11 protein-coding genes and 2 pseudogenes are annotated in these 16,488 nt (G+C 63.7%); 6 read left to right on the top strand and 7 right to left on the bottom strand.

Features of this window, described 5'->3' with window-relative positions:
- Positions 1 to 26 precede the first annotated feature (26 nt).
- The 4 genes from ssuD to L6D80_RS23525 are packed head-to-tail and all read left to right on the top strand — an operon-like array spanning position 27 to position 3,039.
- Positions 27 to 1,175, top strand: coding sequence for an FMNH2-dependent alkanesulfonate monooxygenase (gene ssuD / locus L6D80_RS23540; RefSeq protein WP_054903131.1), 1,149 nt, complete (start codon positions 27 to 29; stop codon positions 1,173 to 1,175).
- Positions 1,176 to 1,185: 10 nt separating this feature from the next.
- Positions 1,186 to 1,983 (top strand): aliphatic sulfonate ABC transporter permease SsuC, encoded by a 798-nt coding sequence (gene ssuC, locus L6D80_RS23535; protein ID WP_054903130.1) that lies wholly within the window; start codon positions 1,186 to 1,188, stop codon positions 1,981 to 1,983.
- The gene (ssuB, locus tag L6D80_RS23530; protein ID WP_176515537.1) at positions 1,980 to 2,792 is read left to right on the top strand and encodes an aliphatic sulfonates ABC transporter ATP-binding protein; all 813 of its coding nucleotides are present in this window, start codon (positions 1,980 to 1,982) and stop codon (positions 2,790 to 2,792) included. The genes ssuC and ssuB overlap by 4 nt, the downstream gene beginning before the upstream one ends.
- Positions 2,793 to 2,823: 31 nt before the next feature.
- Positions 2,824 to 3,039, top strand: coding sequence for a TOBE domain-containing protein (locus tag L6D80_RS23525; protein WP_008095172.1), 216 nt, complete (start codon positions 2,824 to 2,826; stop codon positions 3,037 to 3,039).
- Between the two features lie 77 nt (positions 3,040 to 3,116).
- On the opposite strand, the gene L6D80_RS23520 is transcribed toward L6D80_RS23525, so the two are convergent.
- The 5 genes from L6D80_RS23520 to L6D80_RS23500 all read right to left on the bottom strand — a co-directional run bounded on the left by L6D80_RS23520 (position 3,117) and on the right by L6D80_RS23500 (position 13,453).
- Positions 3,117 to 8,291 carry a dermonecrotic toxin domain-containing protein gene (locus L6D80_RS23520; RefSeq protein ID WP_176515534.1) on the bottom strand — a complete coding sequence of 1,725 codons (5,175 nt, stop codon included), beginning with the start codon at positions 8,289 to 8,291 and terminating at the stop codon, positions 3,117 to 3,119.
- A gap of 87 nt (positions 8,292 to 8,378) precedes the next feature.
- On the bottom strand, positions 8,379 to 9,014 hold the full coding sequence (locus L6D80_RS23515) for a TetR/AcrR family transcriptional regulator (protein ID WP_054903127.1): 636 nt from the start codon (positions 9,012 to 9,014) through the stop codon (positions 8,379 to 8,381).
- Entirely contained in the window at positions 9,014 to 10,591 is a 1,578-nt protein-coding gene (gene gshA, locus L6D80_RS23510) for a glutamate--cysteine ligase (protein ID WP_176515532.1), read from the bottom strand. Before gshA ends, L6D80_RS23515 begins: the two co-directional genes overlap by 1 nt.
- Before the next feature lie 154 nt (positions 10,592 to 10,745).
- A complete protein-coding gene (locus tag L6D80_RS23505; RefSeq protein ID WP_054903125.1) occupies positions 10,746 to 11,129 on the bottom strand; it encodes a PaaI family thioesterase in 384 nt (127 codons plus the stop codon).
- A complete protein-coding gene (locus L6D80_RS23500) occupies positions 11,129 to 13,453 on the bottom strand; it encodes a Tex family protein (protein ID WP_176515530.1) in 2,325 nt (774 codons plus the stop codon). Before L6D80_RS23500 ends, L6D80_RS23505 begins: the two co-directional genes overlap by 1 nt.
- Before the next feature lie 227 nt (positions 13,454 to 13,680).
- Here L6D80_RS23500 and ompR point away from each other — a divergent pair, with 227 nt between their 5' ends.
- Together ompR and L6D80_RS23490 are read left to right on the top strand one after the other, a co-directional pair.
- On the top strand, positions 13,681 to 14,421 hold the full coding sequence (ompR, locus tag L6D80_RS23495) for an osmolarity response regulator transcription factor OmpR (RefSeq protein ID WP_176515528.1): 741 nt from the start codon (positions 13,681 to 13,683) through the stop codon (positions 14,419 to 14,421).
- 13 nt (positions 14,422 to 14,434) lie between these two features.
- The gene (locus L6D80_RS23490) at positions 14,435 to 15,748 is read left to right on the top strand and encodes an ATP-binding protein (RefSeq protein ID WP_054903122.1); all 1,314 of its coding nucleotides are present in this window, start codon (positions 14,435 to 14,437) and stop codon (positions 15,746 to 15,748) included.
- A 110-nt stretch (positions 15,749 to 15,858) separates the two neighbouring features.
- On the opposite strand, the pseudogene L6D80_RS23485 reads toward L6D80_RS23490, so the two are convergent.
- A pseudogene (locus tag L6D80_RS23485) lies at positions 15,859 to 16,065 on the bottom strand (30S ribosomal protein S6--L-glutamate ligase); the annotation flags it as partial.
- 89 nt (positions 16,066 to 16,154) lie between these two features.
- Positions 16,155 to 16,361 (bottom strand): annotated as a pseudogene (locus L6D80_RS23480) (30S ribosomal protein S6--L-glutamate ligase); the annotation flags it as partial.
- Positions 16,362 to 16,488 lie beyond the last annotated feature (127 nt).

Below are 16,488 nucleotides of genomic sequence, written 5' to 3'. Positions count from 1 at the left end.
GAGCCACCCTTGAGGAGACAACTCCAATGAGCCTTAATATTTTCTGGTTCCTCCCTACCCACGGTGACGGCAAGTACCTGGGCACTTCCGACGGCGCCCGCGCAGTCGATCACGGCTACCTGCAGCAGATTGCCCAGGCTGCCGACCGCCTTGGTTTTGGCGGTGTGCTGATCCCCACCGGGCGCTCCTGCGAGGACTCCTGGCTGGTGGCCGCGTCGCTGATCCCGGTTACCGAACGCCTGAAGTTCCTGGTGGCCCTGCGCCCAGGCATCATTTCGCCAACCGTGGCTGCGCGCCAGGCCGCCACGCTGGACCGCCTGTCCAACGGCCGTGCGCTGTTCAACCTGGTGACCGGCGGTGACCCGGACGAACTGGCCGGCGACGGCCTGCACCTGAACCACCAGGAGCGCTACGAAGCCTCGGTCGAGTTCACCCGCATCTGGCGCAAGGTGCTGGAAGGCGAAAACGTCGATTACGACGGCAAGCACATTCAGGTCAAAGGCGCCAAGCTGCTGTATCCGCCGGTCCAGCAACCACGTCCGCCGCTGTATTTCGGCGGCTCGTCCGAAGCCGCCCAGGACCTCGCCGCCGAGCAGGTCGAGCTGTACCTGACCTGGGGCGAGCCACCGGCAGCCGTTGCCGAAAAGATCGCCCAGGTGCGCGAGAAGGCCGCTGCCCAAGGCCGGGAAGTACGCTTTGGTATCCGCCTGCATGTGATCGTGCGGGAAACCAACGAAGAGGCCTGGGCTGCCGCTGACCGCCTGATCTCGCACCTGGACGATGACACCATCGCCCGTGCCCAGGCGTCGCTGGCACGCTTCGATTCGGTGGGCCAGCAGCGCATGGCTGCCCTGCATGGTGGCAACCGCGACAACCTGGAAGTCAGCCCCAACCTGTGGGCGGGTGTCGGCCTGGTGCGTGGTGGTGCCGGTACCGCGCTGGTCGGCGATGGCCCGACCGTCGCGGCCCGGGTCAAGGAGTACGCGGACCTGGGTATCGATACCTTCATCTTCTCGGGTTACCCACACCTGGAAGAGTCCTACCGCGTGGCCGAGCTGCTGTTCCCGCACATCGATGTGCAGCGCCCGGAGCAACCGAAGACCGGCGGCTATGTGAGCCCCTTCGGCGAGATGGTAGCCAACGACATCCTGCCCAAGTCCGTGTCGCAGAGCTGAGGGCCGGGTCATGAGTCGTGCAACTTCCTCCACCCTGACCCAGCGCCTGGCGCCGTGGGCGCTGCCAGTCCTGCTGCTGGCAGCCTGGCAACTGGCAGTCAGCGCTGGCTGGCTTTCGACCCGCATCCTGCCGGCACCTAGCGCGGTGGTCAGTGCCGGTGTAGAGCTGGTGCGCAGTGGTGAAATCTGGACCCACCTGGCCATCAGTGGCTGGCGTGCCGGCCTGGGCTTTCTGATCGGCGGCAGCATCGGCCTGGTGCTGGGCTTCATCACCGGCCTGTCGAACTGGGGCGAACGCCTGCTCGACAGCTCGGTGCAGATGATCCGCAACGTGCCTCACCTGGCGCTGATCCCACTGGTGATCCTGTGGTTCGGTATCGACGAGTCGGCGAAGATCTTCCTGGTCGCGCTGGGCACGCTGTTCCCGATCTACCTGAACACCTACCACGGTATCCGCAACGTCGACCCGGCGCTGGTGGAGATGGCGCGTAGCTATGGCCTGTCCGGTTTCGGCCTGTTCCGCCAGGTGATCCTGCCGGGTGCACTGCCTTCGATCCTGGTCGGTGTGCGCTTCGCCCTGGGCTTCATGTGGCTGACCCTGATCGTTGCCGAGACCATTTCGGCCAACGCCGGCATCGGCTACCTGGCGATGAATGCCCGTGAATTCCTACAAACCGACGTGGTGGTACTGGCCATCGTCCTGTATGCCGTGCTCGGCAAGCTCGCCGACCTCGCCGCCCGCGGCCTGGAACGTGTCTGGTTGCGCTGGCACCCGGCCTACCAAGTGGCCAAGAAGGAGGGCGCATGACCGTGCTCAAGGAACAACCACCACGCCTGTTACGCGGCATCCCGCTGGCCTCCAATGGCCTGCGCAAGACCTTTGGCCAGCGCGAAGTGCTGCGCGGTATCGACCTGCACATTCCGGCCGGCCAGTTTGTCGCCATCGTTGGCCGCAGCGGCTGTGGCAAGAGCACCTTGCTGCGCCTGCTGGCCGGGCTCGACCAACCCACGGCCGGTGAATTGCTGGCCGGTGCCGCGCCGCTGGCCGAGGCGCGGGAAGAAACCCGCCTGATGTTCCAGGATGCGCGCTTGCTGCCCTGGAAAAAGGTGATCGACAACGTCGGCCTGGGCCTCAAAGGCGACTGGCGCCAGCGGGCGCTGGATGCCCTGGAAGCGGTTGGCCTGGCCGACCGGGCCAATGAATGGCCGGCTGCGTTGTCCGGTGGCCAGAAGCAGCGTGTCGCCCTGGCCCGGGCATTGATCCACCAGCCGCGCTTGCTGCTGCTGGATGAACCGCTCGGCGCCCTGGACGCCCTGACCCGTATCGAGATGCAGCAGCTGATCGAACGCCTGTGGCGTCAGCATGGTTTCACCGTGCTGCTGGTCACGCACGACGTCAATGAAGCCGTCGCCGTGGCCGACCGGGTGATCCTGATCGAGGACGGCGAAGTCGGCCTGGACCTCAACGTTGACCTGGCGCGACCAAGGGCGCGTGGTTCGCACCGCCTGGCCGCGCTGGAAAGCGAAGTACTCAACCGTGTTCTGTCGGTCCCGGGCACCCCGCCCGAACCGGAGCCTGTAGCCCCTCTGCCCACGCAATTGCGTTGGGCGCACTGAACCCCAGAAGCCAAAGAGAAGGAATCAAGTCATGACTATCAAAGCGATCAACGTCCGCAACCAGTTCAAAGGCACTGTGAAAGAAATCCTCGAAGGCCCGGTACTGTCGGAAATCGACGTACAGACCGCCTCCGGTATCGTCACTTCGGTGATTACCACGCGCTCGGTAAAAGAGCTGGAGCTGCAGGTGGGCAGTGAAGTGATTGCCTTCGTGAAGTCGACCGAGGTGTCCATCGCCAAGCTGTGATGGCAATGGCGGCGCCTGGCAACCCAACCGCGGGCCTTGACCGCGATTGGGCCGCCAGGCGGCCCTACCCTTAAGCGCTAAGCGGGTCGCAGTCCGCCAAAGAGGCTGTTGGCTTGGCTTTGCGTAAGGGCGCCGCGCCAGGCGCCCGCGCCCAGGTTGCGTTCGTGGGCAAGCTTGATGTGACCGGCCTCGAGCCGTGCAAAGCCTTGTGCTGGCCGGTGCTTGAAGTGAAAGTGCGCATACCAGAGAGGGCTGTCAGTGGCCGCATCGTCGATGCGGTACTCCTCCAGATACTCAATAGGCTCCCCCTTCCTGTTCCTGGCCGGCTCCAGCACCCGTGACCAGCTGATCCGCACCTCCCCTTGGCTTTGCAGGTAATCCAGATGACCAGGCTCAGGGCGCTGCGTGGCTTTGACCTGATCGATGCGTAATTGCCTGCCCACCCTGCGCATCTGGGCTGCAGCGCTTTCCAGGCGACCTGGGAGCTGGCGCTGCGCCTCGGTCAACGCGGCCTCTCCCCGGCGGGCGATGTCCCGCGCCAATTCCTCCAGCGTCGTGGCATAACCATTGGCCAAGTCTTCCAGGCTGGCGGGGGTCATGTTCAATGCCTTGTACTGCTGCAGCTTGGCTTGCTGCGCAGTCACCTCTGCCAATCGCGTCCTGGCACTGGCCTCCAGCACTGTAAGCTCGGCGGTAGGTGATGCGGGCTGCGCGGTGCGGGGTTGCCACAGGTTATCGGCGGCGCGGGAAAAGGTAATGTGTGTTTCCTGGTTCAGCCTGTTGCCCACTTGCATTTGCGGCTGGCCGTCGAGGGTAACTTCACGGCCGATCAACAGCTGCTGGTCCACGGTTTCGAACAGACGCGGCCTGCTCGGCCCGTGTTTGACGGTTGGCGCTCGCTTGATCGGCGCGGAGGCCAAAATCTGGGCCTCGACTTCGCCGATCAGTGTGCTCAGCGCCTGGTGCATACGCCGGGTGGTTTGCGTGTCGATGTAGCGAGGAAAGTCATCCTGCCAACTGGTCATGTAATTGTAAAAGCGTTGATAGCCGTCTTTGAGCTGGCGTAGGAAGCGGTGTTCCTGGGCGCGGCTCAGGCCAGCGCTCGGCAGATCATGATGGCTGAACAATAGGCTTCGCAGGTCGCTGATTTGCTGGTTCACCTGGCGTAGCATCAACAGGTAGTCATAGCTTGGCTGGCCCAGCACCCTGACGATTCTGGCGGCTTCGATGGCAAGCCGTACGGCCCGGTACCCGTTCGGGTCCATTGGCATGTCCAACCGTTGGAGTGCTTGCTGGTAGACGGTGAGTTCGCTGCCGCGCAGCAGATGGGTGACCCTGGTCACCCGCTGGAACTCGACTTCGAGCTTGCCGAGCGTCTGGCACAGGCCCTCCTGTACACGACGTATCTCTTGCAGTTGCTTCAGGGGAGAGGTGGGGGTGGCGTCCAGGGCGCGTTCGAGCCGCATGGTCAGGGTGAACTCATCCTGCATCTGGAGTTGAAGCTGACGGATCAGCTTAGGGTGCTGCCTGCCCAGGTTGAAGGCCAGCTCGTTGTGCATGGCTTGATAATGACGACCCAACTCTGGCCTGATCCTGCGCAATTTTTCCAGACTTTGCTCATGAAACGTCACAAAGGCCTCCAACTGCTCGGCAGACTCATGCAGCGCACGTCTGATGGTCCCGGGGGAGGCGGGTGTGCCTTGAGGGCCGTTGGGGCCGACCCCGCGTACGGTGTTCCAGGCCGAGATTTTTTCGATGAGCTTGGCTTGGTGGGCGCGGCGGCCATTGTCGATCTCTAGTACCACTTGCCTCGGCGAGGCCAGCGAGGGTTGGCGGCCAAGGTAGCCGCGCAGGTGCTGCCAGCCCTGCTGGTACAGCCTGCCGAGGTAGGCACCGCCACCGGCCAGCCCGCCGTCGATGATACGCCCGCTCAGGCTGCCGTGGGGCTGCCAGGTGCCCAACTCGTCGAGTTTTACAGGCTGCTTGTAGCTGCGTGCTGCGCCTTCTTTGAGGCGCCAGGTGCGATAGGTGGTGTCCCACTCGACCTGATAGTGCAGCCCGTGGCGAACGATGAATTCGTTTCCGGTTTCGGCATGTCGGTAGACACCTTTGCCGTGAACCCCAGGGTGGTCGTGCCAATGGCCTGAGGGGGCTTCGGTTTCATAACCGCTGAAGGGGTCGGGGCGCCCGCGGCGTGTCACAGTGGTGGGCCGCAATCCGTCCAAGCGCTGACGCAAGTGGGTGCGCTTGCGGGCCAGTGCACTGGACGAGCGCGACACAACTGCGGCAGGCACCACATCGAAGAGCGCATCGACCAACGACAGGAACACGCTGTTCAGGTGCTCGACCCCTTCGCCCGGGCTACCCCGCAGGAACGCCTCCACGCTCGCGTTGGCGGCGCTCCAGCCGTCGTAAAGGGCAATCGCGGCACCTACCCCAGGCACGAAGCCCAGCGCCAGTTTGAGGTAGTCGTATACCCGCCCGTGGCGGATCGCCTCGCGCTCCAGGTACAGGTCGATCTGGCTGCGCGAGGAGGCGCGGTGTTCGAGGATGAGCCGGCCCATCAGCTGGTCGGCCCGCACCTGGGCGAGCGGCTCTGAACGAGCAGTGCCCACCCCGATAAAACCGGTGAAGGGTATGAGCAAGGCCTGGTTTATATAGGACAGGTGCGTGCTTGTGTCGCCCTCCAACGGGCGGCTGGCAAGGTATGTGCGCATGGCCTCGTCGATGGCCATGTCCGCGAGCGCCAGGCATGCCTGCTCGCTGTCTTCGTACTGGGTGATGACCTTGCCATTGGGTGCGTCGGGCAATAGCAGCAGGCATGGCCCGCTCGCTGGTTTTAGCAGAAAGATGCCTGATAGCGGCACGCGGTCGCTGCTACCGTCTGCAGCAACGCCGGGCCGCAGGTCGAGTGCACAGTGCTCGATGGTGCGGGTAAGCGTAGTGTCCTGCTGTTCACGGCAGAACTGCTCGAAGACACCCATGCCGTGTGCATCCAGGGTAACGGGCCGGCTCAGTAGCAGGATATTGAGCTGATGCTCGAAGGGCGCACGGAGTATTTCCTGGCGCCATTGTGCTTGCCAATCAGATTGAGCCGCGCTGCCCCTGAAGGTATCGCGTATCTGCTGTTCGTAGGCGCCTGCCGCATCCAGCGTCTGCACCAGGTTGGCAATGTAGCTGTGATTGAGCGTTTGCTGCAGGCCAGGCGTCGCCGCGGCGTTTTCGATCACGATGTTGGCGTTGCCCAGGCGCAAGGTCAGGTCGTCGTTCAATGCCCAGAGCAGAAATTGCTCAAGGGGCACAAGACTGCGTTCTGCACTGAACGTCGTGACCTCTTTGTAGGCATTGGGGAAACCGGACTCCGGTAACGGCACACGTTGCTTGCCGGTTCGGTCGGCGATGTCCAGTTTGATTCGAGGCACCGTTTCCAGGTTGAGCGTTTGACGCAGGTGGCTGTTCATCAGGTTGCGGGAAAACTGCCCGCGCTCAGGCAGGTCTCTAGCCAGCAAGCTGCTCGAAGCCTGCATGCTGGCGCGCAAGGCTTCGAACTGCGCCGCCAGTGCGTCGCGCTGGGGGGCAGTAAGGTGGCTCAGTGAATGCAGCCGGATGTGCAGGTTGGCGGTGCGGTTACGCTCGGCCAACCGTTCGAACGCTTGGGTCCTGGCGGCGTTGTTGCTGGCGCCCAGTTTCCATCGCAGTTGCAGTTGCGAGGCAGGCTCGGCCTGGGTCAGCAGGGCCAGGTGGGTTGAGGCCAAATAGTCGAAAACGTGGCTGGTGATGGGTTCGCTGACCAGGGCTGGCGTATGCTCGCCGCTGTCTATCAGTGTGAGAAGCGCATCGATGTCCTGCGGCCAGGCGCTTTCCAGCAGCACTTCTGGCCAGGCGCCTTGCAACGTGTTCAGCAGTCGCTCGAACAGCTGGGCTTGGTCCGGGTAACAGGCCAGGCCGCCGTCGTGCCCGGGTTTGTAGAGCAGCACCGTAGTGTCGGCGTCATCCGCAGTGTCAGGGTGCATCGTCCTGAGGGTGATGAAGCCGGTCAAGACCCAGGTGCGGGTACCCACCACCAGTTTCAGCGCGCAGGGTACGACTTGCCGCTCAAGGCTTAGGTTGGGCTGTTCCACCAACTGGCGAACCCATTGCAGGTGTGGCTCGCTCAGGTCGCCCAGGCGATGCTGGAACTCGGCTTCCAGTAGCAAGGCTTTGGCAAAGTGCTGGCTGAGATGCTCGAACCGGCTGCTATCGCCGTCGGCCTGCCCCCACGCTTCGGCGGTGGCCGTCTCGGGCACTGCGGCCAGCAGTTGTTGCAGGGCGCTGTCTTGGGCGTCCAGCTTCGCTTGGTGGGTCTGCAGCTCGGCCAGGCGCGCAGAGCCGGGCTCTGCATCATCGCCCAGATAGGCTGCCAGCAGCTGTTCCTGGCGCTCGATGCGCTGCTTGCGCCAGCCGAGCGGCAAACGTTCGTCGAGCGAATCGAAATGCACCTCGTCCTGCGCCAACGCTTCATCGGCACTGACCAGCTGAGCCAGCTCCTCGCTCAATGCGTCGGGCAGCTCGACGTGCAGTTGTATACCCAGGTCGGTTGGCTGCGCGTGGGCCAGCATGCTGTTCAGCAGGCCGGCGAAGCCATCCCCCGGGCGCGCGATGACGGTGATGAACGTGCTGTCGCTGTCGCTGGCGAGCGCGGCGGGCGGGGTGCGCCACAGGCGGTTCCGATGCTTGTGGGCCCATTGCAGCAAGGCCGCTTCGCTGGGGAAGGCGCGTACCGGATTGTGGGCATCTGGCCGGTACAGCAGCCAGGGCTCGTCATCGTCAGTGGGCGTGATCAGCAGCGCAGTGGGGCAGGCCCCTATGGGAACGCCCGGTTGATGCCAGTGCAGCTGCGCATACTGGCTGTCGCTGCCCAGCTGACCCAGGTTCCAGGCTTTCGCTGCTATTCGCTCAAACCCGTAGTTGAGGTCCAGCGCGCTATGGAAATGCGCCTGCAACTGCTTCTCGGCAAAAGCCCTGCGTGCTATCGATTGCCCAGGCATGCGTGCGTCCCAGAAGCTGGCGTGCCCGGGCGATGGCTGCAACGACGCTTGTTTGAAAACGCTGTTCAGCGCCTTGACCGCCTTGCGTCGCCGCAGGTCGGCCTGGCCGAGGGCATTCCCGCGCCCGGCGGTAATCCACGGGGTCGTTGGCAGGGGCAGGGGGCTGGTGAGGTCATCCAGGCCGATGGGCGTCGTGTCGGCTGACGAGTCGAAGGATTGGGGCATGGTCGTGATCCACGTTGAGCTGAGAGCTGGAAAGGAGCGCCCATTTCAACGTCCGACCGAAGGCGAACTGCGTTATATGTTGCTCGTTCAGTGTCTGTGGCGTTTATTCAGAAACGGCGGCAGGTAGAGCCCCAGATACGCCTCGAATACCCGCATGCCTTCCTCTGCCATACGCGGGGTGATTTGTTCATGCAGCTGCATCGAGCGGGCATACACCCGGTCGCTCAACTCCATGGCCAAGGCAAATACATCGACATCGGTCGGCATCATCGGCAGTTGGAAGTGCTGGTCGAACAGCCTGTGCATCAGCTCGCCCAGCTCCATGTCGTGCAGACGGTCTGCCTGCACCACCTCGCTCAGGCCGTGCTGCGCCAGAATCAACTGCCGCGCGGCGGCATCCTCGTTGTAGATGTCGAGCATGCGCTGCTCGATCAACCGCGAAAGCTCATGCCAGGAGTTGAATGCACTGCTGTCGATCGGCGCGCTCAATGCCTCGCGAAACGCCCGGTGCACATCGGCCGTCAGCGCCTCCAGCAGCGCCGGAACGCTGGCGAAGAAGTGGTACACCGACGACGGTGGAATCTGCGCCCGCTCGGCCACGCTATAGATCGACAACGCTGCCACCCCTTGCCCGGCCAATAGCTCGCGCGCTGCGGCCAGGATCGCGTCGATCCTGGCCTGGCTGCTGGCGCGTGGCTTGCGCGCGGTGGCGGTGCGGCTCATCAGTTGCTGATCGCCAGGATGCTGGCCTGATAGGCACCGACGAACAGGTCGAAGTCGCCGACTTCCTGCTGCTCCAGGCGCGACTGCTCTGCCAGCGAGTCGCGGGCCAGGGCCTCATAGGCCTGCTGGCGTTCGGCTGGCAGCGGCTGCTCGCGGAAGGTTTCGGCATGGATGCGGCTTTGGCGCAGGGAGAACTGGACGAAGCTTTCGTCATGTTCGGTCATACGTGCCAGCACCTGGGCAGAAGGGGTCAACGAAGCATCGTCGACCTTGGCCTGCTGAGCCTCCAGGGCCTTGGCATGTTCTTCGCCACCGTGGGCCTGGTCGAGCAGCTCGGCCAGTTGCCCGATGCGGCCAATCAGTTCGCTGGCCCAGGCCTTGAGTGCAACCGGCTGCCCGTCGCGGTGCAACTGCAGGCCCGGGCGCCGACCTTCCTTGACCACCGCAAGGAAGTTGCTGGTGCACTGGCCACATTCGCCGTTGTCCAGCTGTGGGCTGTCTTCCAGGGCGCAGAACAGCAGGAACGCATCGAGGAAGCGTGCCTCGGTCAGGTCGATCCCTACCGGCAGGAACGGGTTGATGTCCAGGCAACGCACCTCGACATACTGTACGCCGCGCGAGGACAGGGCCTGGATTGGCCGTTCGCCGGTATAGGTGACGCGCTTGGGACGGATGTTCGAGTAGTACTCGTTCTCGATCTGCAGGATGTTGGTGTTCAGCTGCACCCACTCGCCGTCGACATGGGTGCCGATCTCGACATACGGCGGGTAGGGCGTGCCCACCGCCTTGCGCAGGCTGTCGGTATAGCTGGCCAGGTTGTTGTAGCAAGGTGTGAGGCCGGCCTGGGCGTTGCTCTGGTAACCCAGGTCGCTCATGCGCAGGCTGGTGGCGTAGGGCAGGAACAGGGTTTCGGCGTCCAGTTCTTCGAGCTGGTGCGGGCGGCCGCGCAGGAAGCCTTTGTCCAGTGCCGGCGAGGCGCCGAACAGGTACATCAGCAGCCAGCTGTAGCGGCGGAAGTTGCGGATCAAGGCAATGTAGGCCGAGGACTGGAAGTCGCGGTCGCTTTCTTCACTGCCTTCGGCGGCGCGCAGCAATGGCCACAGCGCCTCTGGCAACGAGAAGTTGTAGTGGATGCCGGCAATGCACTGCATGGTGCGGCCGTAGCGCAGGGCCAGGCCCTTGCGGTAGACGTGCTTGAGCTTGCCGATGTTCGAGGTGCCGTACTCGGCGATCGGGATATCCTCCTCGGCAGGCAGTGTGCACGGCATCGATGGGCTCCACAGGTACTCGTCGGCGAGCTTGCTGTAGACGAAGCGGTGGGTTTGCTCGAGGTTTTCGAGCACCTTGGCCGGGTCGGGCAGCGCCGGGGTGATGAACTCCAGCAGCGACTCGGAATAATCGGTGGTGATCTGCTCGTTGGTCAGCGCCGAACCCAGGTTTTCAGGATGCGGGGTCTGGGCCAGGCGACCTTCGTCGGTCACGCGCAGGCATTCGCGCTCAATACCGTGCAGGCACTGCTTGAGCAGGGGAAGATTGGCGCCGAGCAGGCTCAGGCGGCGGTTGAGGAGGTCGCTCAAGATGGATTCCTTCACGCATCAGTCGCCCCAATATGGGGGTAGAGTTGACGGTCTACAAGGGTAGGAAGAAAGGAACTGGCGTTGTCGCCTGGTTTACGCGGTTCCGGCAGTGCCAGCGCACTGCCGAAAAATACCGCAGATACCGCTTGGTGAGCTAGAGAACCGCAAAGGTTCCTTGCGCTTTTGCCACCAGCTTGTCGCCTTGGACTACGTCGGCGTCGACCACCAGGGTGCGGCGCCCAGCGTGCAGAACGCGGGCGGTGCACAGCACCTCCCCGTCGCTGATCGCACGCATGTAGTTGATCTTGCATTCGATGGTTACGCTCTGCTGGTCGAAGCCATGGCTGGCCGAGCAGGCCAGCCCCATGGCGATGTCCACCAGGCTGAAGATGGCCCCGCCGTGCAGCTTCTGGCCACGGTTACGCAGGTGCGGCTCCAGCGCCAGGGCTACCTCTGCTACCCCTGTGTCCAGGCGTTGCAGGCGGCAGCCGAGGAGCTGGCTGTAGGCGCTTTCGACGAGCTCCTTGGGGATGTCCATCACTTCTTCTTCAGTTGCTTGGCGTTGGCGAACAGCGCAGCCATGGCGTTGTTGGCCGGGGCGGCGGTGGCGGTTTCACGCTGGCGCGGTGCCTGCTGCTGGCGGTTGCCGCCGTTGCCACGGTTGCCGCCACGGTTACCCTCGACCTTTTCGCCCGGCGTGTCGCTCATGCGCATGGACAAGCCGACGCGCTTGCGCGGGATGTCCACCTCCATGACCTTGACCTTGACCACGTCACCGGCCTTGACCGCTTCGCGAGGGTCCTTGACGAACTTCTCCGACAACGCCGAAATGTGCACCAGGCCGTCCTGGTGTACGCCGATGTCGACGAAGGCACCGAAGTTGGTGACGTTGGTGACCACGCCTTCGAGGATCATGCCGGGCTCCAGGTCCTTGAGGTCCTCGACGCCGTCCTGGAAGGTTGCGGTCTTGAACTCGGGGCGCGGGTCGCGGCCGGGTTTGTCCAGTTCCTGCAGGATGTCGGTGACGGTCGGCAGGCCGAAGGTCTCGTCGGTGAACTTTTTCGGGTCGAGGCGCTTGAGGAAGCCGCTGTCGCCAATCAGCGAGCGGATGTCACGGCCGGTGTCGGCGGCGATGCGCTGCACCAGCGGGTAGGCCTCGGGGTGAACGGCAGAGGCGTCCAGCGGGTTGTCGCCGTTCATCACGCGCAGGAAGCCGGCGGCTTGCTCGAAGGTTTTTTCGCCCAGGCGGCTGACTTTTTTCAACGCAGCACGGGTAGCGAACGGGCCATTGGCATCGCGGTGGGCGACGATGTTCTGCGCCAAGGTGGCATTGAGGCCGGAGATGCGGGTCAGCAGGGCCACCGAGGCAGTGTTCACGTCTACGCCCACGGCGTTCACGCAGTCCTCGACCACGGCGTCCAGGCCACGGGCCAGTTTTACCTGGGAGACATCATGCTGGTACTGGCCGACACCGATGGATTTCGGGTCGATCTTCACCAGTTCGGCGAGCGGGTCCTGCAGGCGGCGGGCAATCGACACGGCGCCGCGGATCGACACGTCCAGGTCCGGGAATTCACGGGCGGCCAGTTCCGACGCCGAATACACCGAAGCACCGGCTTCGGACACCATGATCTTGGTGATCTTCAGCGCAGGGTACTTCTTGACCAGTTCGGCGATCAACTTGTCGCTCTCGCGGCTGGCGGTGCCGTTGCCGATGGCAATCAGCTCTACCGAATGCTTGGCGCACAGGGCGGCAAGTACCGAGATCGTGCGGTCCCAGTCGTTTTTCGGCGCATGGGGGTAGACGGTGGCGGTATCCAGCAGTTTGCCGGTGGCATCGACTACCGCAACCTTGCAGCCAGTGCGCAGGCCCGGGTCGAAGCCCAGGGTGGCACGCGGGCCGGCGGGGGCGGCCAGCAGCAGGTCGTGCAGGTTGTGGGCGAAGACGTTGATCGCCTCGCCTTCGGCGTTGTCACGCAGTTCGCCGAACAGGTCGGTTTCCAGGTGGGTATACAGCTTGACCTTCCAGGTCCAGCGCACCACTTCGGCCAGCCACTTGTCGGCCGGGCGGTTGCGGTTTTCCAGGCCGAAGTGATTGCTGATCATCACCTCGCACGGGTGCAGTGTGCCCGGCAGCTCTTCGCCGACCTTGAGCGAGGCGCTCAGCACGCCTTCGTTGCGGCCACGGAAAATCGCCAGGGCGCGGTGCGACGGTGCGTTGCGCAGCAACTCGTCATGGGCAAAGTAATCGCGGAACTTGGCGCCTTCTTCTTCTTTACCTGCCACCACGCGGGCGCTGAGCACCGCTTCCTGCTTGAGGAAACCTCGCAGCTTGTCGAGCAGGGCGGCGTCTTCGGCGAAGCGCTCCATGAGGATGTACTTGGCGCCCTCCAGGGCCGCCTTGACGTCGGCGACGCCTTTTTCGGCATCGACGAAGCGCGCTGCTTCGCTTTCCGGAACCCGTTGCGGGTCGTTGAACAAGCCGTCGGCCAGCTCGCCGAGGCCGGCTTCGAGGGCAATCTGGCCTTTGGTGCGGCGCTTCTGCTTATAGGGCAGGTAGAGGTCTTCGAGGCGGGTCTTGGTGTCGGCCAGCTTGATTTCGCGGGCCAGCTCAGGGGTCAGCTTGCCTTGTTCCTCGATGCTGGAGAGGATGCTGGCGCGGCGATCGTCGAGTTCGCGCAGGTAGCGCAGGCGCTCTTCCAGGTGGCGCAACTGGGTGTCGTCCAGGCTACCGGTCACTTCCTTGCGGTAACGGGCGATGAAGGGCACGGTCGAGCCTTCGTCCAACAGGCCCACGGCCGCCTCGACCTGTTGTGGGCGTACGCCCAGTTCCTCGGCGATACGGCTGTTGATGCTGTCCATGTAAACCACCTGACAATTGTGAAAACGGGGGCCGCAAGGTGCTGTCTGGCCCAGCGGCGCTGGAGGAAAGCCGGGCATTATACCCATCGGCGCCGGCTTGCGGTGATGGCGCCAGGCCAGCGGAACCGCCTGGGAACTGGCGTCGGGGGAAAAATCTGCTAACAATGCTCACGGCACGCGTGGCAGTGGCTACGCCATAATGCGCGGCGATATCAGAGGAGTTATTCATGACCGGCACCGCAAACACCGCTGAAGGTGACAAGATTCTCATCGTCGACGACGATCCGGGGCTCAGCAGCCTGCTGGAACGTTTCTTCACCAGCAAGGGCTACCGTGCCCGTGCGGTGCCCAATACCGAACAGATGGACCGCCTGCTGCAGCGCGAGGTGTTCAACCTGGTGGTGCTCGACCTGATGCTGCCAGGGGAAGATGGCCTGACAGCGTGCAAGCGCCTGCGCCAGTCGAACAACCAGATCCCGATCATCATGCTCACCGCCAAGGGCGACGAGCTCAGCCGCATCAAGGGGCTGGAACTGGGCGCCGACGACTACCTGGGCAAGCCGTTCAACCCGGACGAGCTGATGGCGCGGGTCAAGGCCGTGCTGCGCCGCCAGGCGCCGAGCGTGCCGGGTGCCCCGGGCAGCGAAGACGAGTCGGTCACGTTCGGCGATTACGAGCTTTCGCTGGGCACCCGCGAGCTCAAGCGCGGCGATGAAGTGCACATGCTCACCACCGGCGAGTTCGCGGTGCTCAAGGCGCTGGTAATGCACGCCCGCGAGCCGCTGACCCGCGACAAGCTGATGAACCTGGCCCGTGGTCGTGAATGGGATGCCCTGGAGCGCTCCATCGACGTACAGATCTCGCGCCTGCGCCGCATGATCGAACCGGACCCTTCCAAGCCGCGCTATATCCAGACCGTCTGGGGCGTGGGCTATGTCTTCGTGCCAGACGGAAACGCCGGCAAATGATGCCGCGCCGTCGATGAAAACACCGCTCTGGTTCCCGCAAAGCTTCTTCGCCCGCACGCTGTGGCTGGTGCTGATCGTTGTCCTGTTCTCCAAGGCGCTGACCCTGGTCTACCTGCTAATGAACGAGGACGTGCTGGTCGATCGGCAATACAGCCATGGTGTCGCGCTGACCCTGCGAGCCTATTGGGCAGCGGACGAAGAAAACCGCGACAAGATTGCCGAAGCCGCAGGCCTGATCCGGGTGACCGGCTCTGGTGTTCCGGAAGGCGAACAACACTGGCCTTACAGCGAAATCTACCAGCGGCAGATGCAGGCCGAGCTGGGCGAAGACACTGAAGTACGCTTGCGCATCCATGCACCGCCGGCATTGTGGGTGAATGCGCCCAGCCTTGGCCCTGGCTGGCTGAAAGTGCCGCTGTACCCGCACCCGCTGCGTGGCCAGAAAATCTGGAACGTGCTCGGCTGGTTCCTGGCTATTGGCCTGCTGTCTACCGCGTCGGCCTGGATCTTCGTTCGCCAACTCAACCAGCCGCTCAAGCGCCTGGTATTCGCTGCCCGCCAGTTAGGCCAGGGCCGTAGCGTGCGGTTGCCGATCAGTGATACACCGAGCGAGATGACCGAGGTCTATCGGGCGTTCAACCAGATGGCCGAGGACGTCGAGCAGGCCGGGCGTGAGCGCGAGCTGATGCTGGCCGGTGTTTCCCACGACCTGCGCACGCCGCTGACACGCCTGCGGCTGTCGTTGTCATTGCTGGGCAGCGACAGCGAGCTGAGCGACGACATGGTGCGCGACATCGAGGATATGGACGCGATTCTCGATCAGTTCCTGGCCTTTATCCGCGATGGCCGCGACGAACCGGTAGAAGAAGTCGACCTGGCTGACCTGGTGCGCGAGGTGGTAGCGCCGTACAACCAACCGGACGAGCGTGTGCGCCTGTGCCTGGAGCCAATCCCGCCGTTCCCGCTGCGCCGTGTTTCGCTCAAGCGCATGCTGGGCAACCTGATTGGCAATGCCCTGCATCATGCGGGCAAGGGGGTCGAGGTGGCTGCTTATGTCTCGGGCGATGAGAGTGCGCCCTATGTGGTGCTCAGCGTGCTTGACCGAGGCACCGGGATCGACGAGTCGGAGCTGGAAACCATCTTCAACCCGTTCATTCGCGGCGACCGTGCCCGAGGTGGCAAAGGCACTGGCTTGGGGCTGGCGATCGTCAAGCGGATTGCAGCGCAACATGGCGGGAATGTGGAATTGCGTAACAGGTCTGGCGGTGGGATCGAGGCGCGGGTGCGCTTGCCGTTGGGGCTTTTACTGCCGCGAAACGCTGTTTGATCTGTACCGGCATTTTCTGGCCTCTTCGCGGGGCAAGCCCGCTCCCACAGAACCCTAACACTGAATCTGTGGGAGCGGGCTTGCCCCGCGAAGAGGCCGGCAAAGCCAGCCTAGCCTTTACCCTTGGTCCGGGTCTGGTTCGGCCCGCCGTTCTTCTCCAGGTGCTCGATGATCATCCCGGCCACGTTCTTGCCGGTGGTCACTTCGATACCTTCCAGGCCCGGTGAAGAGTTGACCTCCATCACCAACGGCCCGTGGTTGGAGCGCAGGATATCCACACCGGCCACGCTCAAGCCCATCACCTTGGCCGCCCGAATCTCTTCGCGGGGCAAGCCCGCTCCCACAGAACCCTAATACTGAATCTGTGGGAGCGGGCTTGCCCCGCGAAGAGGCCGGCAAAGCCAGCCTAGCCTTTACCCTTGGTCCGGGTCTGGTTCGGCCCGCCGTTCTTCTCCAGGTGCTCGATGATCATCCCGGCCACGTTCTTGCCGGTGGTCACTTCGATACCTTCCAGGCCCGGTGAAGAGTTGACCTCCATCACCAACGGCCCGTGGTTGGAGCGCAGGATATCCACACCGGCCACGCTCAAGCCCATCACCTTGGCCGCCCGAATCTCTTCGCGGGGCAAGCCCGCTCCCACAGAACCCTAACACTGAATCTGTGGGAGCGGGCTTGCCCCGCGAAGAGGCCGGCAAAGCCAGCCTAGCCTTTACCCTTGGTCCGGGTCTGGTTCGGCCCGC

The organism is Pseudomonas ceruminis (genome assembly GCF_021602025.1).
GTDB lineage: Bacteria > Pseudomonadota > Gammaproteobacteria > Pseudomonadales > Pseudomonadaceae > Aquipseudomonas > Aquipseudomonas ceruminis.
This window is presented reverse-complemented; position numbering and strand designations above follow the sequence as displayed.

What these genes read in the sequence shown, in the direction of transcription:
- L6D80_RS23500 (WP_176515530.1), bottom strand. Translation starts at nt 13,453, where the DNA reads ATGGACAGCATCAACAGCCGTATCGCCGAGGAACTGGGCGTACGCCCA.
- L6D80_RS23525 (WP_008095172.1), top strand. Translation starts at nt 2,824, where the DNA reads ATGACTATCAAAGCGATCAACGTCCGCAACCAGTTCAAAGGCACTGTG.
- ssuC (WP_054903130.1), top strand. Translation starts at nt 1,186, where the DNA reads ATGAGTCGTGCAACTTCCTCCACCCTGACCCAGCGCCTGGCGCCGTGG.
- ssuD (WP_054903131.1), top strand. Translation starts at nt 27, where the DNA reads ATGAGCCTTAATATTTTCTGGTTCCTCCCTACCCACGGTGACGGCAAG.
- L6D80_RS23490 (WP_054903122.1), top strand. Translation starts at nt 14,435, where the DNA reads ATGAAAACACCGCTCTGGTTCCCGCAAAGCTTCTTCGCCCGCACGCTG.
- ssuB (WP_176515537.1), top strand. Translation starts at nt 1,980, where the DNA reads ATGACCGTGCTCAAGGAACAACCACCACGCCTGTTACGCGGCATCCCG.
- L6D80_RS23505 (WP_054903125.1), bottom strand. Translation starts at nt 11,129, where the DNA reads ATGGACATCCCCAAGGAGCTCGTCGAAAGCGCCTACAGCCAGCTCCTC.
- L6D80_RS23515 (WP_054903127.1), bottom strand. Translation starts at nt 9,014, where the DNA reads ATGAGCCGCACCGCCACCGCGCGCAAGCCACGCGCCAGCAGCCAGGCC.
- ompR (WP_176515528.1), top strand. Translation starts at nt 13,681, where the DNA reads ATGACCGGCACCGCAAACACCGCTGAAGGTGACAAGATTCTCATCGTC.
- L6D80_RS23520 (WP_176515534.1), bottom strand. Translation starts at nt 8,291, where the DNA reads ATGCCCCAATCCTTCGACTCGTCAGCCGACACGACGCCCATCGGCCTG.